This is a genomic window from Xanthomonas vesicatoria ATCC 35937 (assembly GCF_001908725.1).
GTDB lineage: Bacteria > Pseudomonadota > Gammaproteobacteria > Xanthomonadales > Xanthomonadaceae > Xanthomonas > Xanthomonas vesicatoria.
Genome location: NZ_CP018725.1, coordinates 1958886 through 1980384, shown reverse-complemented (window position 1 = coordinate 1980384; position 21499 = coordinate 1958886). Strand labels below are relative to the sequence as shown.

Annotated in this window: 19 protein-coding genes; 6 read left to right on the top strand and 13 right to left on the bottom strand. The window is 65.5% G+C overall.

The genetic code is table 11. The features are described from left to right. Window positions 1–183 precede the first annotated feature (183 nt). From BJD12_RS08530 to BJD12_RS08505, 6 genes are all read right to left on the bottom strand, one after another. Window positions 184–525 carry a hypothetical protein gene (locus BJD12_RS08530; protein WP_080553090.1) on the bottom strand — a complete coding sequence of 114 codons (342 nt, stop codon included), beginning with the start codon at window positions 523–525 and terminating at the stop codon, window positions 184–186. Window positions 526–547: 22 nt separating this feature from the next. Then, window positions 548–1303 (bottom strand): hypothetical protein, encoded by a 756-nt coding sequence (locus BJD12_RS08525; RefSeq protein WP_229003647.1) that lies wholly within the window; start codon window positions 1301–1303, stop codon window positions 548–550. A 21-nt stretch (window positions 1304–1324) separates the two neighbouring features. Further along, window positions 1325–1744, bottom strand: a complete 420-nt coding sequence (locus tag BJD12_RS08520; protein ID WP_005993111.1) for a ribosomal maturation YjgA family protein — start codon at window positions 1742–1744, stop codon at window positions 1325–1327. Continuing rightward, window positions 1741–2322, bottom strand: coding sequence for a hypothetical protein (locus BJD12_RS08515; protein WP_005993113.1), 582 nt, complete (start codon window positions 2320–2322; stop codon window positions 1741–1743). Before BJD12_RS08515 ends, BJD12_RS08520 begins: the two co-directional genes overlap by 4 nt. 270 nt (window positions 2323–2592) lie before the next feature. Further along, complete coding sequence (locus BJD12_RS08510) at window positions 2593–3873, bottom strand: amidohydrolase family protein (RefSeq protein WP_005993114.1); 1281 nt, start codon at window positions 3871–3873, stop codon at window positions 2593–2595. After that, on the bottom strand, window positions 3870–5270 hold the full coding sequence (locus BJD12_RS08505; RefSeq protein ID WP_042828085.1) for an amidohydrolase: 1401 nt from the start codon (window positions 5268–5270) through the stop codon (window positions 3870–3872). The genes BJD12_RS08510 and BJD12_RS08505 overlap by 4 nt, the downstream gene beginning before the upstream one ends. 134 nt (window positions 5271–5404) lie before the next feature. Between BJD12_RS08505 and BJD12_RS08500 the strand changes: the two genes are divergently transcribed. After that, window positions 5405–5971 (top strand): DUF924 family protein, encoded by a 567-nt coding sequence (locus BJD12_RS08500; protein WP_005993118.1) that lies wholly within the window; start codon window positions 5405–5407, stop codon window positions 5969–5971. Window positions 5972–6055: 84 nt separating this feature from the next. Here the strand turns inward: BJD12_RS08500 and BJD12_RS08495 are convergent, their stop codons facing one another. Beyond that, window positions 6056–6925 (bottom strand): hypothetical protein, encoded by an 870-nt coding sequence (locus BJD12_RS08495; protein ID WP_005993120.1) that lies wholly within the window; start codon window positions 6923–6925, stop codon window positions 6056–6058. A 97-nt stretch (window positions 6926–7022) separates the two neighbouring features. Then, the gene (gene grxD, locus BJD12_RS08490) at window positions 7023–7949 is read right to left on the bottom strand and encodes a Grx4 family monothiol glutaredoxin (RefSeq protein WP_005993122.1); all 927 of its coding nucleotides are present in this window, start codon (window positions 7947–7949) and stop codon (window positions 7023–7025) included. Between the two features lie 60 nt (window positions 7950–8009). On the opposite strand from grxD, the gene BJD12_RS08485 reads away from it, so the two are divergent. Beyond that, the gene (locus BJD12_RS08485; protein WP_005993124.1) at window positions 8010–8786 is read left to right on the top strand and encodes a polysaccharide deacetylase family protein; all 777 of its coding nucleotides are present in this window, start codon (window positions 8010–8012) and stop codon (window positions 8784–8786) included. Between the two features lie 84 nt (window positions 8787–8870). On the opposite strand, the gene BJD12_RS08480 is transcribed toward BJD12_RS08485, so the two are convergent. The 3 genes from BJD12_RS08480 to BJD12_RS08470 form a co-directional block, all read right to left on the bottom strand. Then, window positions 8871–9542, bottom strand: a complete 672-nt coding sequence (locus BJD12_RS08480) for a methyltransferase (RefSeq protein WP_005993126.1) — start codon at window positions 9540–9542, stop codon at window positions 8871–8873. Window positions 9543–10000: 458 nt separating this feature from the next. Further along, on the bottom strand, window positions 10001–10651 hold the full coding sequence (locus BJD12_RS08475) for an SGNH/GDSL hydrolase family protein (protein ID WP_005993128.1): 651 nt from the start codon (window positions 10649–10651) through the stop codon (window positions 10001–10003). Continuing rightward, complete coding sequence (locus BJD12_RS08470; protein WP_005993130.1) at window positions 10651–11922, bottom strand: pyridoxal phosphate-dependent aminotransferase; 1272 nt, start codon at window positions 11920–11922, stop codon at window positions 10651–10653. The genes BJD12_RS08475 and BJD12_RS08470 overlap by 1 nt, the downstream gene beginning before the upstream one ends. A 152-nt stretch (window positions 11923–12074) precedes the next feature. Between BJD12_RS08470 and rsgA the strand changes: the two genes are divergently transcribed. From rsgA to BJD12_RS08455, 3 genes are all read left to right on the top strand, one after another. Next, a complete protein-coding gene (rsgA, locus tag BJD12_RS08465) occupies window positions 12075–13166 on the top strand; it encodes a ribosome small subunit-dependent GTPase A (protein ID WP_005993132.1) in 1092 nt (363 codons plus the stop codon). After that, window positions 13166–14428, top strand: coding sequence for a flavohemoglobin expression-modulating QEGLA motif protein (locus tag BJD12_RS08460; protein WP_005993135.1), 1263 nt, complete (start codon window positions 13166–13168; stop codon window positions 14426–14428). The genes rsgA and BJD12_RS08460 overlap by 1 nt, the downstream gene beginning before the upstream one ends. A 160-nt stretch (window positions 14429–14588) precedes the next feature. Next, window positions 14589–15269: a type 1 glutamine amidotransferase domain-containing protein gene (locus BJD12_RS08455; protein ID WP_005993137.1), complete on the top strand. Its 681-nt coding sequence runs from the start codon at window positions 14589–14591 to the stop codon at window positions 15267–15269. A 139-nt stretch (window positions 15270–15408) separates the two neighbouring features. On the opposite strand, the gene BJD12_RS08450 is transcribed toward BJD12_RS08455, so the two are convergent. Both BJD12_RS08450 and BJD12_RS08445 read right to left on the bottom strand, forming a co-directional pair. Then, window positions 15409–17328 (bottom strand): amylosucrase, encoded by a 1920-nt coding sequence (locus BJD12_RS08450; protein WP_005993139.1) that lies wholly within the window; start codon window positions 17326–17328, stop codon window positions 15409–15411. 35 nt (window positions 17329–17363) lie between these two features. After that, window positions 17364–19817: a TonB-dependent receptor gene (locus BJD12_RS08445; protein ID WP_058563701.1), complete on the bottom strand. Its 2454-nt coding sequence runs from the start codon at window positions 19815–19817 to the stop codon at window positions 17364–17366. A gap of 266 nt (window positions 19818–20083) precedes the next feature. Between BJD12_RS08445 and BJD12_RS08440 the strand changes: the two genes are divergently transcribed. Beyond that, window positions 20084–21403 carry an MFS transporter gene (locus tag BJD12_RS08440; protein ID WP_005993777.1) on the top strand — a complete coding sequence of 440 codons (1320 nt, stop codon included), beginning with the start codon at window positions 20084–20086 and terminating at the stop codon, window positions 21401–21403. Window positions 21404–21499: the final 96 nt, after the last annotated feature.

Genomic DNA, 21499 nt, shown 5'->3' with positions numbered 1-21499 from the left:
GCGAGATGTCGCTGCGCGATGCTAGACGGACGCAACCTGTGCTGCGACTGCCGAAGATGCGGAGCGTGCACCTGGTTCCAACTTAAGCCACGAATCTGACTGCGGTTTACGCTTGCATTGCGGCCTGGAGACGGGCGCAGGCGTTGATGCATGATCGCGATGGCTGCGTCTGGTCGCAGCTGTTCAAGGTTGCCCAGCTTGGCTGAGCGCGTCACGTGCGCTGGCTATGGCAGCGATCCATTGGTCCCGTTTGCCAATGACGAAGCGATGTGCGTCGCCGTTGTCCAACTGCACGGCCAATGAGGTCGGCGCCACCGGCAGCAGCCCGAACAGCCGTGTCCAGCGCGGCTGCAGCGACACGATTGCGCTCAGTGGAACGGCAAGCGAACGCGTTTGCACATTGAACGCGTGCGGCTGGAACAACAGTGTGTCGGCAGTGAGGATCAGACGCCCGCCCACTGCTTCGAGTCCGCGCTGCAGATTGGCCGGCGCCTGGCGCAGCACCACGCGCTGAATCGAGCGCAATCCGCCGCCTGCAAACATCATCTCACTGGGCCGCGTCGGTGGCGTCGCATGCGCGCCGCGGCTGCCAGTTCCATGCGCCTTGCGCGTTGGTCAGGCGGACTTGCCAGCGCTGGGTGTCGTCGCTCAGGCAGGTGGCGGTGGCCTGCAACTGCGTGCCGAACCACGTCGGTGCGCTCAATTCGGCGATACCGGTGGCGCCATCCTGGCTAAGCAGCATGCTGGTGGTGGAGATCAATGGGCGCTTGTTGAAATCCAGGACACGCCACTGCTCGCCGTCCATGCCGTCGCTTTGTGTCACGGCCAGATAGCGGCTGCGATCCGGCGCGATCACCACTTCGATCCCACCGGGAAGCTGCCTGCCGCTGCGGATGTCGATCAGCACGCCGGCAAAACTGTCGCCATCGCGGTGATGCAGCAACACGTACGCATCGCCGCGATCGCAATAGCGGTACTCGGCGCCGTCCAGCGGCTCATCGTAGGGCGGGCTGTCGGCGAACACCTGCGTGCCCACATCGGTTGTCACTTCCAGCCGATGCGCGTCTACGCGCCGCACGCGATCGCCCGCGCCGGCGGTAATGGCAGCGGCCTCAGGCACTGCATCGTCCAGATCGGGGCAGTGCAGCGTCAGTGCTACACGAGCAGGTGTTGTTGCAGAGGCTGCGATCGCTGCGGCGGGCGATGGCGATGCTGGTGCGCGATTGCGCTCGCATGCGCTCAGCGCAAACAGGGTGGCAATGGCAGCCCAGCGAACACTGGTCGAAGACAGAAGGGTCGTCATGGAAGTCCAGGAAAAACATGATCAATCGCTCAATGGCGCTGCGGGTGTCGCATGTTGCCGAGGCCGCAACAACACATCGCAGCCGACAGCCGCAACGCCGCCGAGGGCATACATCAGCACATCATGCAGCGTTGCAGTGTTGCCGAGCGCGATGTAGGCCGCACTGCCGGGACGCAGGCCAAGGCGGTCGGCCAGATGGATGGCCTGCAAGCCTTCGATCGCGCAGCCGATGCCGATTGCCAACATGCAGGCCCACCCCGGCGGACAGCCAAACACGCCACGCAGGCCACAATAGACCAGCGCCACGGCGAGCACATCGCCCAGGCTGCCGCGCACCCACGCACCGCCGATCCATCCGGCAGCGATCGCCACTTCGATCAGCAACAGCGCAACGGCGATCAGCAAGTAGCCCGCCCGCGCACGCAACGGCAGCGTGTTCATGGCGTCTTTGCGGGCTGCCGCTGGCGGCCCATGGTGAAGCTGCTGACAAGCGGAATGCGGATGCCGCGCCGCCGGTCGTTGACCGTGACCTGCACCTGCCAGCGCCCGGGCGGGTCGCTCGCCTCCGCACGCACCGCCAGGCTGACCTGGGCCAGATAGACATGGCGCGGGTCGCCTCCGATTTCCGTCTGCAGGCAGGGCGCATCGACGGTGTCCTGCGCGGCGTGGCCGGTGGGGTCGATGACGCGGATGCTGCACACCACATCGGCGCGTCGTTGCGCATCCAGCCCCGGGTTGGACAGGAAGATCAGCACAAACAGCGTGTCGCCCGTAGCGACATGGTCGGCCTCGGTGAAGTGCGGGACGGTGTCGCTGGGCGTGTTCCACTTCTGTTGCCAGTCCGTATCCGGAGTCAGCAGCAGGCTGGCGCCCATGTCCTGCACGGTCTTGCGGCTGGGCGATTCTGCAACCGACTCGCCCTGGGCGTTGATCCATCCCGATTGCGCCATGCCCGACAGCGGCAGCAATTCCAGGGAGGCAGCGATGATGGATGACAGCAGGCGACATGGCAGCCGCATCGGCAATCCTTGCGAGTGATACCGGCACGCTGCCGGCGATAATGGATGCGCAGGCCCATGCCCATGCCCATGCATACGCGCGCATGGGCTGGCGAATCCCGTGCGATACACGCTTGCACCGACGCAGACAGCACGCTCGAGCAGCTGAAGGGAACGGGCAGTCCTAAGCGAAGCACGGCCGGCGCGGAAGAATCGCAGTGTACGAGCGGAACATGTCGATTCGCAGCGCCGGCGGCGCTGGCGTGGCGGCCGCACAGCGCGTTGGCTGCTCTATTTCAGATACGCACGCGGTAGCGGTCCAGCCTGCTTCAGGTAGCGGTCGCGCAGTTCGGTCTGGCGCGAGCGCATCGGCATCTCGCGCCCGCCCAGCCATACCTGCTCGGCGTAATGCGCCACATCCAGCGGGTCGCCTTCCCACAGCACCAGATCGGCCTGCTTGCCCACCGCAATACTGCCGATACGATCGGCCACGCCGAAGATCTCTGCGGGCACGCGGGTCAGCCCGGCCAGGCCGGATTCCCACGGCAGCCCATTGGCTACCGCATTGCCAGCCAGCTGACGCAGCTTGCGCGCGTTGTGCGAGGCATCCCCGCTCTGGGTGAAGCTGACCTCCACACCGGCCGCGCGCAGGCGCGCGGCATTTTCCAGCGTGGCGCCGATCTGATCAAAGGTGGCCGGTAGATCGGCCAATGCGTTGACCAGCACCGGCACCTTGCCCTGCGCCAGTTGCGGCGCCAGCTTCCAGGCTTCGGCGCCACCTGCGATGGCGATGCGCACCTTCTCGCGCTGTGCCCAGCGCAGCAGTTGGCGGATGTCGGCGGCGCGTTCCACCTGCACCACGATGCGGCCTTGCCCGGCCAGATACTTGGCCAGCACGCTGCGGCCCATCGGGGTCAGCAAGGCATGCGGCGAATCGGCCGGCACGCGGCCGCGCGCTTCGGCCACCAGCTGATCGAGCAGCATCCATTGCGCCGCACGCGAGCTGCCGGTGAGATCGGACGCCGCCGCGCCGATGCGGAGGAACAACGCATGCGGCCCGACCGGATCCGGGCTGCCGTCCAGCCGCACGATGCCGCCTTGTCCTGCGATGAAGGCGCCGCTGGTGGTGGCGCCCAGCGCGGTGAAGCCGATGCCCTCCACACGCGCCACCGGCACCAGCACCGAATCGGGGTTATAGGCCAGGGTGACGTCGAACTCGGGACGCATCGGCTGCTCGGCCAGCTTGATGCCGCTGTCCACGGTGCTGTCTTCGCCTGACACTTCTTCGATGCCGATCTCGGTGATGCCGCCGAACAAGGCCGGCGTCAGCGGGCGCCCCCTGGCGTCGATCACGCGGCCATCGGCAGGCGCGGCCAGGTTGCTGCCAATCGCGCGGATCACCCCGTTCTGTACCAGCACGTCGGTGTGTTGCAGCGTGCCCTGCGCGGTAGCTGTGTGCACGGTGGCATCGCGGATCAGCACCTGCTGTGCGGCTGCAGGTGCGGCCAGTGCGACCATCGCCAGCGCGGCCAACGCGCGCAGACCCGGGCGTGCGAACCAGGCGCGGCTCATCGTGCCACCTCCTGGCCCAGCATGAAGTCCGACACCGGTTGCAGTGCGCGGTTATGCCGGTCGTAGACCTGCGCACCGTCGATGTAGACCTGTTCGGCCAAGGCGTAAGAACTGAAAGGATTGCCGTTCCACACCACCACATCGCCCATCTTGCCCGGCTCCAGCGCACCGGTCTGTTTCTCGATCCCGAGCGCCTTGGCGGCGTTGCTGGTGAGCCAGCGGATGGCGCGCTCGGGCGCAATCTCGGTGCCGCTGCGGCTTGCGTTGGCGATCACCTTGGCGGCTTCCTGGTTCAACCGCTGAATGCCTTCTTCCGAATCCGAATGCACGATGGCGCAGCTGTTGGCCGGGCGGTCGACCATGGCAATATTCTCCTGGATGCCGTCGAAGGCCTCCATCTTGAAACCCCACCAATCGGCCCACAGTGCACCGCAGACGTTTTCCTGCGCCAGCCGGTCGGCCAGCTTGTAGGCCTCCACGCCGTGATGGAAGGCGGCGATGTGGAAGCCGAATTCCTTGGACAGGTCGAGCATGGTCGCCATTTCATCGGCGCGGTAGCAGTGGATGTGCACGCGGATATCGCCGTTGATGGCGCCGGCCAGCGTGTCGAGTTTCAGGTCGCGCTTGCCACCTGCATCGCCGCTGCTGTCGTTGTCGCCGCCTTTGCTCCACCAATGGCGCTTCTTCTCGGTCTTCTTCTTCGGTGCGTTTTTCTGCAGATACTCTGCCGCATCGATGAACGCGGCGCGGTAGCCGGCCACGTTGCCCATGCGGGTGGCGGGGCCGCCCTTTTCGCCGTAGACGCGCTTGGGATTTTCGCCGCAGGCCATCTTCAGGCCCCACGGCGCGCCGGGAAACTTCATGCCCTGGTAGGTGGTGGAGGCCACGTTCTTGAGCGTGACGCCGCGCCCGCCGATCAGGTTGGCCGAGCCAGGCAGGATCTGCAGCGAAGTGATGCCGCCGGCCAGCGCGGTGCCGAAACCCGGGTCCTGCGGCCAGATCGAGTGCTCGGCCCAGACGTTGGGCGTCACCGGTGCGGTCATCTCGTTGCCATCGCTGTGCGCGCTGACGCCGGGGCTGGGGTAGACGCCCAGATGCGAGTGCACGTCGATGATGCCGGGTGTGACCCACTTGCCGGTGCCATCGATGCGGCGCGCATCGGCGGGTGCTTCGAGTGCGCGGCCCACCGCGGCCACCTTGCCGTCGCGCAGCAGTACATCGGCATCGTCCAGCCGCTCGCCGGTGCCGGTGAGGACCGTGGCGTGCTGGATCAGCACCGGACCGGACGCAAGCGCGCGGTAGGTGCTGGGGTAGGGGTCTTGCACAAACCGCGATGCCGCAGACGCAGGCCCGCACAGCAGCGCCGCGCCAAGGGCGGCGAACAGGATGGAACGCATGGATTTCCCCGGTGAAACGAAAGCGTAGGCCGCAAACCTAGCCGCCGGCGCCGCGCTTGCCAAGTGCTGGACGTTCGGGAGCGGCGGGCTCATCACATGCGCAGGTGCATGCTGTGCCGTATTCGTCAGGGGGAATGTCGATGATTGCCAAAACCGAGCGCAACAAACAGGCCGATGTGGTGCTGGCTTTCTGGGAACTGGCCGGCTTCGCGCGCTGGTTCACGCAAAACGATGCGTTCGATGCCAACGTTCGCCAGCACTTTAGCGAGCAGCATTTTGCCGCCGCGCGGGGGGACTATGCACATTGGATGGCGCGTGCCGAAGATGCGCTGGCATTGCTGATCCTGCTGGATCAGTTTCCACGTAATGCGTTCCGGGGCAGTGCGCACGCCTATGCCACCGACGGGCTGGCGTTGCGTTATGCCAAGCAGGCGCTGGAACAGGGGTTCGATCAACAGGTCTCGCCACAATTGCGGCTGTTTTTCTATCTGCCGTTCGGTCACGCAGAAGCGTCGCGGGAGCAGGCACGTGCCATGCAACTGATCGCTGCACTGGACGATGCGGAGAACACGCGCTGGGCGGCGGAGCATGAGCAGATCATCCAGCGCTTCGGCCGTTTTCCGCATCGCAATACGGTGCTGGGGCGCGAGACCACCGCCGAAGAACAGCAGTTTCTCGATGCCGGCGGGTTTGCCGGTTGACCGGGTGCAAGCCCGCACCTTGAGGCGGAATCTTCGCCAAGACGCGATGCCGCAATCGGCATCGCGCAGGTGGCAACACTGCGATCAGCAGCCGCCGGGCAATCCTTCCGAACGCCAGCCGGCGCCTTCGCCGAGCAGTAGATAGAACCCATAGCTTTCGTAGCCGCTTTCCGACAGCACGAAATCCAGCGTGCCATTGCCGTCGATATCACCGAACTGCAGCAGATTTGTACGCAGCGGCAGATCTTCGCAATCATCACAGCCGCTTGCCGCACTGCCACGACGGAACTGCCAGCGGCTACCGTCGTGTTCGAAAATCGCAAGCACGACGAGTACGCCGGTCGGATTTTCCGGGTTGCCGGTCTTGGTTGGGTGGTTGCTGGTGAGCACCGCCACGCGCCGCTGCGGCTGCTGTGCATCGGTCACGATCTGCAGCGATGCCGTGTCCTGCGCACGGTCCGCATCGAAGGCCGCCAGCGCGTTGGCTAATGCCGCCGGCTTGACGTTCTTGCGCAGCTGCGCGGTTTCACCGGCCTGACGCAGCAACTCGGCCTGTTCGGCAGCGGTGGCGGTGCGGCCGGCGAACCGCTTGCCCGGATTCAGATCCACCGTCGACAACAGCGGCGAGTGCGACAAGCTGGGGTTGCCCTTCAAACGCAGTTTCGAGGTGCCGCCGCACATGCTGTTGTCGTCAACTGTCAGCGCGGCGAGCCGCACGTTGGCGGTGGAGACGCCGTTATCGAAGGCCTGCAGCGGCTGGCTGAGCAGCGACGTGGGCATGGTGGAGTCCTTCGCAACGCTTTTGCCCAGCCACACCGGAATGTATTCCAGCGGATCTTCTGACGGCTGGCTGTCGTAAGTCTGTGCCAGCAGCACAGCGCGGGTTGGTTCGGCGGCATACGTTGCCAGTGGCAGCAGGGCGACCAGGGCGAGCGCGATCAGACGGGTTTGCATAGAGCGAAGTCCTTGTGGGTGTTGATCCATGAAAAAACGGACGCTCCATGGAACGCCCGTTTCGGTGTGCGGCAGTACGCGGCGTCAGTGGCCGCGCTCAGTATTTCGCCACGCCATTGTCCACCTCGTCCGACCAGGCGTCGATGCCGCCGGTGACGTTGTAGACATTACTAAAACCCAACCCGCGGAAATGCTCGGCGGCTTGCAGGCTACGCCCGCCGCGGTGGCACAGGAACGCCAGCGGGGTGTCCTTGGGTAACTGTTCGATGGCGGCGCGCTCGTCCGCATCCAGGGTACGGAACGGTGCGTTTACCGTTGCCAGTGCACGTTCGTCGGCCGGGCGCACATCCACCAGGGTCAGCGTGCCGGCCTTGAGGTGGTCGTCGGCATCGCGCACCGACAGCTCCTGCACCGGCTTGGGCGCGTTGGGGTTGTCGATGGCCAGGCCGCGGCCACGGATATCGTCTACCCAGTCGATGGTGATGCCATCGGCGCGGCGCGCGCTGGCCAGGTCGAACTGCACGCGCAGGCCATTGGATTCGGCCGCGATGGCGTTCGGGTTGGTCGGCGCCAGCTGGAAGTTCGGCTGGAAGTTGGCGTCGATGGCCAGCGTCAACGAGGCATCTGGCGCATCGGCCAGCGCGCCCTTGAGCATCTCCACGGCGGCCGGGGTGATCGTGATCTTCGGCGGGCTGCGATCCGGTGCCTGCAGGCCGAGCATGCTGCTCAGTTCGCCGCTGTCGGCCATCTGCAGGATGATGTCGCTGCCGCCGATCAGCTCGCCATCCACGTACAGCTGCGGAATGGTCGGCCAGTCGCCGTAGGCCTTGATGCCCTCGCGGATCTCCTGGTCGGCCAGCACGTTGACGTGGGCATAGTCGATGCCCAGCCCGTCCAGCACACCGACGGCCTTGGCCGAAAAACCGCACTGCGGCATGCCGGGCTGGCCTTTCATGAAGAGCACCACGCGGCTGGATTGCAGCAGCGTATCGATACGGGAACGCAGGGCGGGATCGAGGGACATGGCAGCACTTCGGTGAGAGCGTGGAGACCGGGCATTCTACGCCGCGTGGCATCATGCGGCATGACCACGCCGGAAACGCTGTATCGCATCCCCTCTCGCCCCTACCGCTGGGCGGGCTTATTTGCCCTTTCGCAGCTGGCGGTGGCGGTGCTGTGGTGGCATGTGGGCTGGGTCTGGGGCCTGCCGGCGCTGGTGGTATCGCATGCGTTATTCGTGGTGCCGGTGTTCCTGCCGCGCGCACGCCTGTACGCGCCGGTGCTGGCGCGGCTGCCTGGTCGCGGGCCGCAGGTCTGGCTGACCATCGATGATGGCCCGTCCGACGACACCCCTGCCATTCTCGAACTGCTCGATGCTTACGACGCCAAGGCCACCTTCTTCGTGGTCGGCGCGCGTGCCGAACAGCGGCCGGAGCTGGTGCGCGAGATCGTGCGCCGCGGGCATGGCATCGGCAACCACAGCCATACCCATCCGCAGGCCTGGTTCTGGGCGCTGGGGCCGCGCCGCATGGCGCAGGAAATCGGCCTGGCGCAGCGCACCCTGGCCAGCATCACCGGGCAGGCCCCGCGGCTGTACCGCTCGGTGGTGGGCATGACCAACCCCTTCGTCGCCTCGCCGCTGCGCGCGCATGGCCTGACCCGCGTGGCCTGGAGCGCGCGCGGTTTCGACGGCGTGCGCTGCGAGCCGAGCGCCACCGTGGCGCGCATCGTGCGCGACCTGCGCCCCGGCGCTATCGTGCTGCTGCACGAAGGTGCCGCGCATGGCCACAACCTGGCCATCCTGCGGGGCGTACTGGAGGCGATGCGGGAACGTGGCCTGGTGGGGCGACGCCCGGATTGAAGGAGTGCGCTGATGTTGGGCGCTATCGCGGCACGGGCATATGCGTGCAGAGACTGCGTCTGGTGCCCCGCTGTTGCCGATTGCTCAGCGCGTCTCGGCGACGATCAACCAGTTGTTGAACGGCGTGTTGCCGTACAGGGGCGCAAAGGTCGCACGCAAGCCGGCTGCATCCAGCTGCGCCTGCAGGCTGTCGCGAGTGGGGTAGCTGCGTGGCATGCGCTGCATCCAGCCGCTCAGATGCGCCAGCACATCGGTGACGCGGCTGGTGCGGCCACGGCCGCTGGCATCGCCCAATGCGCTGCGAATCACCAGCTTTGCGCCGGGCGTGAGCATCTGCGCAACGCTGCGCAGCAGACTGGCCTGCATGTCCGACTGCAGATACTGCAGCACGTCCAGAATGGTGACGCTGCCCTGGTGCTGCGGCCACGCGATGCTCAGGTCGACCACGTCGAACTTGGTATTGCCCAACTGCGAACGTTGCGCGATGTGCTGCGCGCGGCGGATCTTGGACGCATCCACATCCACGCCGTGATACATCAGGGCCTGGCCATCGGCGCGCAGTGCATGCGCCAGCAAGCCCAGCCCGCAGCCCAGATCCAGGACCGGCGCGGTGGTGCTGCGCAGCTCGGCCAGCACCCCGGGATACAAGGGGTCGGTGCGCAGCTTGGCCTGCGTGTAGTAGTAATCGTAGCGGTTGCCGAGCGGATGCTTGGGCAAGAAAGCGCGTGCGATCGCCAGCGCCTGTGCGCGGCTCATCGGTTGGGTGGCGGTGCTGTGCAATGTCGTTCCTTGGCAATCAGGCGTGCTGCGCGGCTAGCTTAGAGCCACTCGGCCTCGGTCCGGTAGGCCCCGTTGATGTTTTCGCGATGCATGGCGGCGGGCAACGTCGCCTGTCGTGGTAAATGTGCTTACAACGCGCAAGGTGTGAGCGTCGTACGCGCACGCTGCGCGCGCGCAGCTCGCAGCGGGAATCAAGCCACGGCACGCGCAGCGCACGGACATTCGGCTCGCGCTGCAGTAGCAGGTCGACGGCTCGCCTCACGCGACCCCCGGGAACACAGCAGGACGTCAGCGGTTTAGAGTGCTCAGCAAAACGTAGGGGGCAATGGGCAGGTGCATGTGGACGGCGCGCTCAGGACCGGACCGAACGATATGCAACCCGAGCGCCGGCCGCGTCCGCCTGCCAGTGAGCGCAGTCGTCGTGTTGACCGCTTTTACGCAATCGTGTCCACAGACCCGACAGCACCCAGCGCATCGCGCGCCGCAGGCAGCGCGACAGTTGTCCAACGTGCGTACATCGCACCTGAGGGGTGCAGGCCATCGTCGACCAGCATGTCGACAGCATCACCGCCATCGCGGCTGATGGCGGTGATGTCGACAAACCGCACGGCGTGCACTGCGCAACGGTCTGCCGCCACGCTGTTAAAGGCGTCGATCTGTGCAGTGATCAGCGCTGCATCGCCACCTTGCGCACGCGCGAATGGTGTCAGCCCCCAATCCGGAATCGATAGCACCACCACGCGCGCAGCATGACCGCCGGCAAACGCGATCGCGCGCTGCAACAACGCATCGAACTGGGTGCGGTACTCGTCCAGCGAGCGCCCGCGGTATTGGTTGTTGACGCCGATCAGCAGGCTCACCAGCTCGAACGGCCCCTGCGGCGCGGCCGTGTCGATACCAGCCTGCAATTCGTCGGTCGTCCAGCCGGTGGTGGCGACGATCTGCGGCGGCGCCACGTTCCAACCGTACGCGCGCAGCCCATCTGCCAGTTGCACCGGCCAGCGCTGCTCCGAGGCAACGCCTTCGCCGATGGTGTATGAGTCGCCAAGCGCCAGATAGCGCTGCGGCGTAGCAGACGCCGCCATCAAGCGACGCTGCGCGACTTGAGTGGCACCACTTTGGTCACCGCTTCGGCGCGACGTGCCAGTGCGCGGTCGATGCGCGCGAACACATCGCGCATGACCGTTGCCTCCGGCATCAGGGTCACGCGGAAGTGATGGCGGTACGGCACGTTGAAGCTGGAGCCGGGCACAACCAACACCCCTTCTTCGTTCATCAGATCGAGTGCGAACGCGTGATCGTCGAAATTGCGCGCGGCCGCGCCGACCACCGCCGGAAATGCGTACAGCGCCCCGGCAGGTGCCACCAGCTGCAGATGCTCGCTGGCCACACAGGCCTCGATCACCGCACGCCGGGTTTCATACAGACGGCCACCGGGCGCGCACAACGCGGAAATGGTGTCCGGCCCATTGACCGCCGCATCGATGGCGTACTGGCCCGGCACGTTGGCGCACAGGCGCAAGGCGCCGAGCAGGTCCATCGCGTTGCGCAGGTCGTTGATGCGCGATTGCTCGCCGGACAGCAGCGCCCAGCCCACCCGCCAGCCACAGGCGCGATGCACCTTGCTCAGTCCACTGAACGTGATGCACGGGTGCGCACCGGCCAACGGCGCCACCGGCATGAAGGCCGCGCCGTCGTAGAGCACCTGGTCGTAGATCTCGTCGACCATCAACAGCAGGTTGTGCTTGGTCGCAATCGCCACGATGCGTTCCAGCAACTCGCGCGAATAGCTGGCGCCGCTGGGGTTGTTCGGATTGATCAGCACGATGGCGCGGGTGCGCGAGGACACCAGCGTCTCGATCTCCACCGGGTCCGGCTGGAAGCCGTTCTCCGGCGCGCAGCGGTAATACACCGGGCGGCCATCGTTGAGGATGGTGGCCGCCGACCACAGCGGGTAGTCGGGCGAGGGCACCAGCACTTCGTCGCCGGGGTTGAGCAGGGCGCGCAACGATAGGTCGATCAGCTCACTGACCCCGTTGCCGACAAAAATGCGGTCTGGATGGGCATCGGGGTGCTGGCGACGCGAATACGCGGTGGCGATCGCCTCGCGCGCTTCGGGCAGGCCTTGCTGATGGGTATAGGGATCGGTGCGGCCCATGTCGTCGGCGATCGCGCGCTGCAGATGCTCCGGCGCGCGGAACCCGAACGCTCCCGGGTTACCGATATTGAGCTTGATCAGCTTGCGGCCCTGCGCCTCCAACTCCCGCGCTCGCCGCGCCAGCTCGCCCCGGATTTCGTAGCGGACTTCGGACAGACGCTCGCGAATGGCGAGCGGCTTTTGCGGGGCAGTGGACATACGACGGGCCGGTTGTAGGCGTGAGGCTTGGCATGGTAGCGGAAATAGGGCAGGCGGACATGCTTGCATCGGCAACGATGTCAAGGGGTGCTTGACGCTTGACGGTCTGCCGATTGCACAAGCCACTGCGTCCAGCCAGCTAGAATCTCCTGATGAGCGACACATCCCCCAACTACCCCACCCTCCAATCCATCGGCTGGCCCTGGCCCGGGCCGCCGGAAGAGGCGGCCTGGCAGGCGGTGTTTGCCGCGCATCCGCAGGCGTTGCCGGCGCGGGTGGTGGAGCAGCACCGCACCGGCTATGTGGTGGCCGATACGCCGGAGGCCAGCCTCAAGGCCGAGTCGTTGCCGGAGTGGCAGCGGCCGCGCTTTCCCAGCCATGAGCGAGCGGCGGTGGGCGATTGGGTGTTGATGGAGGGCAAGCGCATCGTGGCGCTGCTGCCGCGGCGCACCTCGATCAAGCGTGGGGCGGCCGGCGAGCATTACCACCAGCAGGTGATCGCGGCCAACATCGATACGGTGTTCATCGTGTGCGGGCTGGATGCGGACTTCAATCCGCGCCGCATCGAGCGCTACCTGTTGCTGGTCGGCGGTGGCGGGGCGCAGCCGGTGGTGGTGCTGACCAAGGCCGACCAGACCGAGTACGCCGAGGATGCGTTGGCGGTGCTGGAGGAACTGGAGGCGCAGAACATCCCGCTGCGCGCGGTCAATGCCAAGGACCCGGAGAGCGTGGCCGCACTGCGCCCGTGGCTGGGCGATGGGCGCACGGCGGTACTGGTGGGCTCGTCTGGTGCGGGCAAGTCCACCTTGACCAACACCTTGCTGGGTACCGAGAAAATGAAGACTAATGCGGTGCGCGAGAACGATTCGCGCGGCCGGCATACCACCACGCATCGTGCGTTGATTCCGTTGCCCACCGGTGCGTGCCTGATCGATACGCCCGGCATGCGCGAGCTCAAGCCCACCGGGGAGGAGGATCTGGCCGAAGGCGGTTTCTCCGATGTGGAGGCGCTGGCAGCGCAGTGTCGCTTCAACGATTGCGCGCATATCGCCGAGCCGGGATGCGCGGTGCGCGCGGCGATCGAGGCCGATACGCTGGACCCGGAGCGCGTGGCCAACTACATGAAGCTGCGCGTGGAGGTGGCGAGTGCGGCCGAAAAACTCGCCACCCGTGTTGCGCAGAACACTCGCGGCAAGGGCTCGGGCAAGCGTCCGGCCAGCGTCGATCGTCCCGGACGGCGCTGATGCCATCGCGCAAGGGGCCGCCGGACATCGTCCATCACGCGGCGCTGGATGCGCGTCTGGTCAAGGCCGTGCGCGGGGTGCGCCTGCTCGCCCTGGCGAGCTGGCCGCGCTCGCTGCAGGAGCCGTTTCTGCAGAGCGTGGCGCGCGGGCAGCCGGAGCTGCCGCAGGTGGACTACCCGGTGCTGGATTTTGGCGACACCCGGCGCGAACTGGCCGCGATTGCAAAGGCCGCCGACCCCCATCATCCGCTCGGCGCGTATCTGATCGATTCGACGCATAGCTGGAGCCTGGCGGCCGGCCTGCTGGAATCGCTGGGCACCAGCGCGGTCAGCGACTACTCGGCGCAGTTGTTTGGCGTGCCCGACGACCCGATGCCGGGCAATGGCCCGAGCACGCGCGAGGCGGCGCGGCATTTTATCCAGATTGCGCAGGAACTCGACCGTGAGTTGCTGGCGCCGGAAGAGCAGGTGCCGGTCTCCGCCACCGCATTGCGCATGCAGCTGCAGAACGATCTGGATGGGTTTTTCGAAGGGCGCGTCATCACCGTCACCCTGGACCCAGATCTGCTCGCCAAGGCGGCGGCGGGCGCGCACCGGATTCGTTTGCGCACCGGTGCCACCTTCAGCGATTACGATCGCGCGCAGCTGTTCCACCACGAGGCGCTGGTGCATTCGCTCACCGCGCTCAACGGGCGCGCGCAGGTGCATCTGCCCAGCCTGGGCATCTCCTCGCCACGCACCACCGCCACCCAGGAAGGCCTGGCAACCTTTGCCGAACAGATCACCGGCAGTATCGATATCGAGCGCATGAAACGCATCAGCCTGCGCATCGAAGCGATTGCGATGGCGCGGTCGGGCGCGGACTTTATCGACGTGTTCCGCTATTTCACCGGTAGCGGGCAGAGCGCCAGCGAAAGTTTTTCGTCGGCGCAACGCGTGTTCCGCGGGGTGCCCACTGCCGGCGGCGGTGCGTTCACCAAAGACACCGTGTACCTGCGTGGTCTGGTCGCGGTGCATACGTTCTTTCGGCATGCCCTGCAGCGCGACCAGCTGCAGCTATGCCGTTATCTGTTCGCCGGCAAGATGGCGCTGGGCGATGTGGCCCGTTTCGCCCCGTTGTTCGACAGTGGGGTGCTGATCGCGCCGCGCTGGCTGCCGCCGTGGGTGAGCCGGGTCAGCGGGCTGGCCGGCATGCTGGCATTCTCGTTATTCGCCAATCGCATCCGCATGGACCAGTTGCAGCCGCCGGCAATGAATATCTGAGGTGACACACAGCGTTCGATGAAAGGCGCGTTCGTGATCACATGGTGATCGCGTCAGTGAACCTGCGCACCTGTGGCTGCGGGTTCTACACGACGCTGCAACGAACCGGACCTCACACTGCACGCCTCGCCCGATCCGGGCCACAACACGAGGCAATGCGATGAAAATCTTGATGGTGCTCACGTCCCACGACCAATTGGGCGATACCGGCAATAAGACCGGCTTCTGGCTGGAAGAATTCGCCGCGCCGTACTACGTCTTCAAGGATGCCGGCGCCGACATCACCGTGGTCTCGCCCAAGGGCGGCCAGCCGCCGCTGGACCCGAAGAGCGACGAGCCCGACGCGCAGACCGAGGCGACCAAGCGCTTCAAGCAGGATAGCGACGCACAGAAGGTGCTGGCCACCACGCATCGTCTTGCCGACGTCAAGGCCGCGGATTTCGATGCGCTGCTCTATCCGGGCGGTCATGGCCCGTTGTGGGATCTGGCCGAAGACAAGCAGTCGATCGCGCTGATCGAAGCCTTTGCCGCAGCCGATAAGCCGCACGGCCTGGTCTGCCATGCGCCCGGCGCGCTGCGTCACGTCAAAGGCAGCGATGGCAAGCCACTGGTCAGTGGTCGCCGCGTGACCGGTTTCACCAATGGCGAAGAAGAGGCCGTCGGTCTGACCAAGATCGTGCCGTTCCTGGTGGAAGACGTGCTGACCGAGCTCGGTGGAAAGTACGAAAAGAAGGCCGATTGGGCAGTGCACGTGATTACCGACGGCACCCTGGTGACCGGCCAGAACCCGGCCTCGTCGGAAAAGACTGCAGAGACCTTGCTGACGCTGTTGAAGGGCTGAGTACAGCAACGAAAGAACTTAGCGAGCAGTCGTCAGGTGTGGACGGCGTGGCTGATGCAGCAAAGCAGGCCCCTCTCCCGCTGGGAGAGGGGTGAAGGTGCGGTTGAGATGCATCGACCCAACACCCGCACAGCCTGGCTCAATCGATACGTTCCAACCAGCGCACCGCGTATCCAGGCAGCGTAAGGTGCAGATCATCCCCTGGCGGTTCTGCCACCGCATTGCGCTGCCCGGTCACTACCCGCCACTGGCCACTCAGCTTGCCTGCAAGCACCACGTCGAGCAGTTGATCGCTGAAGTTGTGGACGGCAATAAAGCTGTCGCCGCGCGTCAGCGCAAATAGCTGCGGGTTATCCAACGCCACACTGCCTAACGCGCGATCTGCAGCCAGTGCCGGTAGCGCAGCGCGCTGCTGGATCAATGCTTGCAAACGCTGATAGACCCGCCCGCTCACGCTGCTGCTGTCTTGGCGCTGCGCGGCGCGTTGCCAGTCCATCGCCGGGCGATGCAACCAGCGGCCTTCGTGCTGTCTCTCCGCATCCATGCGATAGCTGATGTCGTTGGGCAATGCGAGTTCGTCGCCCATGTAGATGAGCGGCACGCCCGGCATCGCCAGCGCAACCGCGTACAGCAACACCAGTCTGTCGATTGCCTTTGCCAATGCCGCTGCATCGTCCGCATCGTGCGCCGCCTGGATGCCGGCGAGTGCGGCCGCCATCCCGTTGGTGCCGTGCACGCCATCGCCGCTGCTCTGGAAGCTCTCGCCGCGCGCGTAGCTGCCCGAGACTTCGTTGGCATAGAAGCGCGCGACATCGCGCAGCGAGAACGCTGGTTGCGTCGCATTGCCTGCGGCTTCGTGCTGCAACACATTCCAGCCGATATCGTCGTGGCAGCGCACATAGCTCAGCCACGCGCAATTGGCCGGCAACGGTGGGCTGTGTGCGATGACGTCATGCAGGATATCGCCACGTTGCAGTGCCAATGCCGACCAACCGGCTGCCATCAACGTGCTGTGGTAAGCCAGGTGGCATTCGTGTCCTTGATCCACGCCGCTGCCGAAGTAGGGCGGGAGCTGGCTCATCGGCACGATGGCTTCGGCCTTCATCGCCACCGATGGCGCGACGATGTCGGCAACCGCACGCAGCGCCACCAGCAAGGTATGCGCCTCGGGCTGGTTCATGCAGTCGGTGCCGGTACGTTTCCACAGGTAGGCGGTGGAATCCAGGCGAAAGGCTTCCACTCCCAGGTTGGCCAGCTGCAGCATCGCCAGCGCCATCTCGCCGAACACGGCCGGGTTGCTCCAGTTCAAATCCCATTGGTAGGGATAGAACGTGGTCCACATCCATTGCGCGGTGTCGTCCACCCAGGTGAAGTTGCCGGGCGCGGTCTGCGGAAACACCTGCGACAGCGTTGTTTCGTACTGATCGGGCAAGCTGCGGTCGGCGAAGTGATGGTAGTAATCGAGATAGCGTGCATCACCGCCGCGCGCGGCCTGTGCCCAGGCATGATCGTCGGCGGTGTGGTTGAGCACGAAGTCCGCACACAGGCTGATGCCCGATGCGCGCAGCCGCGTCGTGAGGGCGACCAGGTCGTCGTTGCTGCCCAGGCTCGGCTCCACCTGGCCGTAGTCGCTGACCGCAAACCCGCCATCGTTGTCGCCGGCGCGTGCGCGCAGGAACGGCAGCAGATGCAGGTAGCGCACGCCGAGTTCCTGCAGATACGGCACGCGCTCGGCCACGCCCTGCAAGGTGCCGGCAAAGCGGTCCACATAGGCGCTGTAGCCCAGCATGTGCTGTGCGCCGAACCAGCCGGGGGTGCGGGTGGCATCGAGCTGTTGCAATGCCTGCGGACGCTGCTGCGCGCTGCTGCCGAGCGCGGCCAGCCATTGCGTCAACCAGGTCGCGCAATCGGGACGTTGCCCATACAGCGACTGCAGCGCATGCAGCAGGCGCGGTGCATGTTCGTCAAAACGCGCCAGCAACGGGTCGGCGCGCTGTGCATCCAGCGGCGCGGCAAAGGCCGCACGTAATGCGATGGGATCAATGGGGGAGGTGCTCATTGGAAGCCGCCGGGCCTGGACCCGGCGCGGGGTCCTTAGAAGTCGTAACGCAGGCTGATGCTGGTGGTGCGGCCGGCAATCGAGCGCGCGCGGATGATGCCGTTGGCCGGAATCGTGGCTTCTTCGGCTTCGGTCAGGCCAAAGGTGTTGAACAGGTTGTTGACGTTGAGCGCGACGGTGAGCGCATCGGTCACGCGGTAGTCGCCGAACAGGTTCACCTGCGTGTAGCCGGGCATCTTCAACTGATTGGAATCCTGCGTGTAGGCATCGGTGGTGCCGATCAAGTTGACGCCGAACTGGTAGCCGTCGCCGCGGTAGCTCGGGGTGAGCTGCCAGACGACATCGGCCTGGCGACGCGGCACGTTGCCGGTGTTTTCCGGGGTGATCTGGTCGCGGGAGATCTCCGCATCGGTCCAGGTCAGGCCGCCGTTGACGGTGAAGCCCTCGTAGCGGTAGCTCGCTTCCAGTTCCACGCCGTGCGCTTCGTAGCTGCGGTTGAAGAAGCGCTGGCTGGTGACTTCGAAGTTCTGCTCCTGGGTACGTGCGGAGAATGCCGTGGCGAACAGGCTCAGCCCGTCGCGACGCCACTTCAGGCCGGCCTCGGCCTGACGCACCACGTTGACGCCTTCATCGGACGACACCGAGCCGTCGTCGCGCACCACGCCGAACAACAGGCGATCTGCGTTGGCGCGTGCACCGCGGCTGATGCGTGCAAACGCACCCAGGTCGTCGTTGATCAGGTAATTGGTGCCCAGCGAGTACGACAGGTAGTTCCAGTCGTAGTCCACCGGGCGTGCGTTGGCGGTGTCCACGGTGGCCACGCGCTGTTCCACCGGCTGGATCACGCCATCGCCGTTGACGTCCAGGTTCTGCGCAATCGCGGTGCCGCTATAGCTGCCGCGCGCATCGCCCATGTCGTAGCGCAGGCTGCCGTCGATGCTGAACTTGCCGCTGTCGAAGGTGAGCGCCACGTAAGGCGCGTTGACGTCGTAACGCACGTCGTAGCTGCGGGTGATGCAGCAGTCGCCCCAGAACGGCGTGCCATAGGCGTACAGGCCGTTCTGCGAGCGCGACACGCCTGCCGCGTCCACGACGTTGAGCAGGCGCGAGTCGCGGCCCAGGCTTTGCACGTAGGAGTTCCAGGTCCAGTCCATGTCGATGGTCTGGCGTGAGGTGTAGTAGCCCATGCGCAGATTCAGCGTGCGGCCGTCGCCATCGAACTCGCGCGAGAGGCTGAGGTCGTTGGTGACGTTGCCCAGATCGTTGATGGCCACGTTGAACAGATGGGTGCGGATGGCGTTGCCGGTGTAGGCCTGGCCGGCATTGGGGCCACCGGCTTCCACCAGTTGCGCACCGGCGCCGCCGATGGACGATGCCAGCGAGGCGGCATCGGTGACTTCGGCCGGGAACGGGCTGACGAAGCGGCCGCTGTTGTCGGCGATACGGAATTTATCGCTCAGGTTCCAGCCGTTGCCCAGGTCGAACCAGGCTTCGGCACCGATGGTGCGCGAGATCGGGTGCATGCCATCGCCCAGGTCGGTGCGGCGCGGCTGGTTGTTGCCGTCCAGGCCGACATCGGTGCGGAAATTGCGGCTGTACAAGGTGTCGTTGCCGGGATCGAAGCCGGGGAAGCCGCCCAGGTCAGGCGAGCCGTCGCGGCCACGCACGGAGGTGGGCACCGGCAGATAGCCGGCGGCGCGGTCGTTGAGGTATTTGCCGTACACACGCACGTAGCCGTTCTCGAACAGGCGGGTCAGGTTGGCCTTGAGTTGGCCGCCCTTGTCGGTGGTGTAGCCGGCATCGCGCACGCCATCGCCCTGGCGGAAGAAGCCGCCGATGTTGAACTGCCAGTGCTCGGCAAACGGGGCGCCGTAGTTGAAGTCGATGCGGGTGTTGTCGTAGTCCAGGCCGCGGCTGACGCCGACGCTGCCGCCTTCGGTGTCGCCGGTCTTGCTGATGAAATTGATGATGCCGCCGGGCGCGTTGCTGGTAAACGTCGAAGCCGAACCGCCGCGGATCGCTTCGATGCGATCCATCGTGAAATCCGAGCGCAGGAAGATATCGGCGTTGCCGAAAGCGATATCGCCGAACTCCATCACCGGCAAGCCGTCTTCCTGCAGCTGCAGAAACTTGGCGCCACCGGAGGCCACTGGCAGACCGCGCACGGCGATATTGGCGTTGCCTTCGCCGCCGCTGGATTCGGAACGGATGCCGGGGATGTTGCGGAAGATTTCCGCAGTGCTGCGCGGCGCCGACTGCTCGATCGCCTCGGCACCGACGGTGCTGACCGACACGCTGGACTTCAACTTGGTGGTGGCGGTGGAGGTGCCGGTGACGAACACCGAATCCAGATTGACCGCAGCACTGTCGGTAGCCGGCGGAGTAGCGGGCGCGGCGGCGGTGTCCTGGGCCAGCGCGGCGGGCGCGCACAGGCAGGAAACGACCGCGCAGGCCAGGGCATGCAGGCGCAGGGTGTGCAAGGTGGACATCGCGATTCTCTCTCTCACGGGTGGTGGTATGCCGACGCCTGCATCGTCCCCTCCCAGGGAATGGCCGTGCGGCCTGCAGTGCGAGCGCAGTAATACGCTCGAACACAATCGATTGCAATCTTGCATTGCAGCATTTTAACCTAAGTAAAAAGTCTCAAATTTCTAAGGAGCGGCGTGTTGCGCCGCAGCGTTACAATCGATTGCATAAACGGCAGGGTACAGTGCGCTGCGGCCACTGGGAGCCGCACCGATGCCCAGGGCCTTGCATGTCGTCGACCGCTCCTCCGCTCTCTTTTGCGCGCATCCTGGCGCTCAACGCCGGTTTCTTCGGTGTGCAGTACAGCTTCGGGTTGCAGCAGAGCAACATGAGCCCGATCTACAACTACCTGGGCGCCGACCACGCCAGCCTGCCGTACTTGTGGCTGGCCGGGCCGATCACCGGGCTGGTACTGCAGCCGTTCGTGGGGGCGTGGAGCGACCGCTCGGTGACCCGCTGGGGCCGCCGCATGCCGTACATGGTGCTGGGCGCATTGGTGTGCAGCCTGTGCCTGTTGGCGATGCCATTCAGCACGGCACTGTGGGTGGCGGTGTGCCTGCTGTGGGTGCTGGATGCGGCCAACAACGTGGCGATGGAGCCCTACCGTGCGCTGGTCAGCGACGTGCTTGCGCCACCGCAGCGGCCACTTGGGTATCTCACCCAAAGCGCGTTTACTGGACTTGCGCAGACGTTGGCGTATCTGACTCCACCGTTGCTGGTGTGGTGCGGCATGAATCAGGATGCCGCCAATGCGCATCATATTCCGTATGTCACCATCGCCGCGTTCGTCATTGGTGCGGGGTTTTCGGCCGCGTCCATCCTGCTCACCGCGCGCAGCGTGCGCGAGCCTGCAATCGCACCGGCCGAGATCGCGCGCATGCGCCAGCGCGGCGCCGGCCTGGGTGCGGTGGCGCGCGAGATTGGCGGTGCGCTGCGCGACATGCCGCCTACCATGCGCCAGCTGGCGCCGGTGATGCTGTTCCAGTGGTATGGAATTTTTTGCTACTGGCAGTACATCGTGCTGTCGTTGTCGACCACCTTGTTCGGTACCACCGACGCCACCTCGCACGGCTTTCGCCAAGCCGGTCTGGTCAATGGACAGATCGGTGGGTTCTACAATTTCATCGCGTTTCTGGCGGCTTTTGCGATGGTGCCGGTGGTCCGCCGCTTCGGCCCCAAATACACGCATGCGGCCTGCCTGCTGGCGGCCGGCGTCGGCATGTGGGTGTTGCCGGGTATCGAGAACCGCTGGTTGTTGCTGTTGCCGATGATCGGGATTGGCCTGGCCTGGGCCAGCATGATGGGCAATCCCTATCTGATGCTGGCCGACAGCATTCCACCCGAGCGCACCGGCGTGTACATGGGCTTGTTCAACCTGTTTATCGTGCTGCCGATGCTGATCCAGATCGTCACCCTGCCGCTGTATTACGAGCGATGGCTGCACGGCGACCCGCGCAACGTGATCCGCCTGGCCGGCGCGCTGTTGCTGGCAGCGGCAGTGGCGATGCTGTGCGTGCGTATCCGCAAGCCGAAGCCGGTGACTGCGTAATCACAAACAACTAAAGCGCGTTACCACACAAGACGTACAGCCTCCGCGCGCTAGATCTGCAAGCAAAAAAACACGTTTGCCACTGCTAACAGCGCG

Bases quoted from the DNA above. Each gene is read 5' to 3' on its own strand.
- BJD12_RS08525 (WP_229003647.1), bottom strand. From the start codon at position 1,303: ATGACGACCCTTCTGTCTTCGACCAGTGTTCGCTGGGCTGCCATTGCC.
- BJD12_RS08520 (WP_005993111.1), bottom strand. From the start codon at position 1,744: ATGAACACGCTGCCGTTGCGTGCGCGGGCGGGCTACTTGCTGATCGCC.
- BJD12_RS08515 (WP_005993113.1), bottom strand. From the start codon at position 2,322: ATGCGGCTGCCATGTCGCCTGCTGTCATCCATCATCGCTGCCTCCCTG.
- BJD12_RS08510 (WP_005993114.1), bottom strand. From the start codon at position 3,873: ATGAGCCGCGCCTGGTTCGCACGCCCGGGTCTGCGCGCGTTGGCCGCG.
- BJD12_RS08505 (WP_042828085.1), bottom strand. From the start codon at position 5,270: ATGCGTTCCATCCTGTTCGCCGCCCTTGGCGCGGCGCTGCTGTGCGGG.
- BJD12_RS08500 (WP_005993118.1), top strand. From the start codon at position 5,405: ATGTCGATGATTGCCAAAACCGAGCGCAACAAACAGGCCGATGTGGTG.
- BJD12_RS08495 (WP_005993120.1), bottom strand. From the start codon at position 6,925: ATGCAAACCCGTCTGATCGCGCTCGCCCTGGTCGCCCTGCTGCCACTG.
- grxD (WP_005993122.1), bottom strand. From the start codon at position 7,949: ATGTCCCTCGATCCCGCCCTGCGTTCCCGTATCGATACGCTGCTGCAA.
- BJD12_RS08485 (WP_005993124.1), top strand. From the start codon at position 8,010: ATGACCACGCCGGAAACGCTGTATCGCATCCCCTCTCGCCCCTACCGC.
- BJD12_RS08480 (WP_005993126.1), bottom strand. From the start codon at position 9,542: ATGAGCCGCGCACAGGCGCTGGCGATCGCACGCGCTTTCTTGCCCAAG.
- BJD12_RS08475 (WP_005993128.1), bottom strand. From the start codon at position 10,651: ATGGCGGCGTCTGCTACGCCGCAGCGCTATCTGGCGCTTGGCGACTCA.
- BJD12_RS08470 (WP_005993130.1), bottom strand. From the start codon at position 11,922: ATGTCCACTGCCCCGCAAAAGCCGCTCGCCATTCGCGAGCGTCTGTCC.
- rsgA (WP_005993132.1), top strand. From the start codon at position 12,075: ATGAGCGACACATCCCCCAACTACCCCACCCTCCAATCCATCGGCTGG.
- BJD12_RS08460 (WP_005993135.1), top strand. From the start codon at position 13,166: ATGCCATCGCGCAAGGGGCCGCCGGACATCGTCCATCACGCGGCGCTG.
- BJD12_RS08455 (WP_005993137.1), top strand. From the start codon at position 14,589: ATGAAAATCTTGATGGTGCTCACGTCCCACGACCAATTGGGCGATACC.
- BJD12_RS08450 (WP_005993139.1), bottom strand. From the start codon at position 17,328: ATGAGCACCTCCCCCATTGATCCCATCGCATTACGTGCGGCCTTTGCC.
- BJD12_RS08445 (WP_058563701.1), bottom strand. From the start codon at position 19,817: ATGTCCACCTTGCACACCCTGCGCCTGCATGCCCTGGCCTGCGCGGTC.
- BJD12_RS08440 (WP_005993777.1), top strand. From the start codon at position 20,084: ATGTCGTCGACCGCTCCTCCGCTCTCTTTTGCGCGCATCCTGGCGCTC.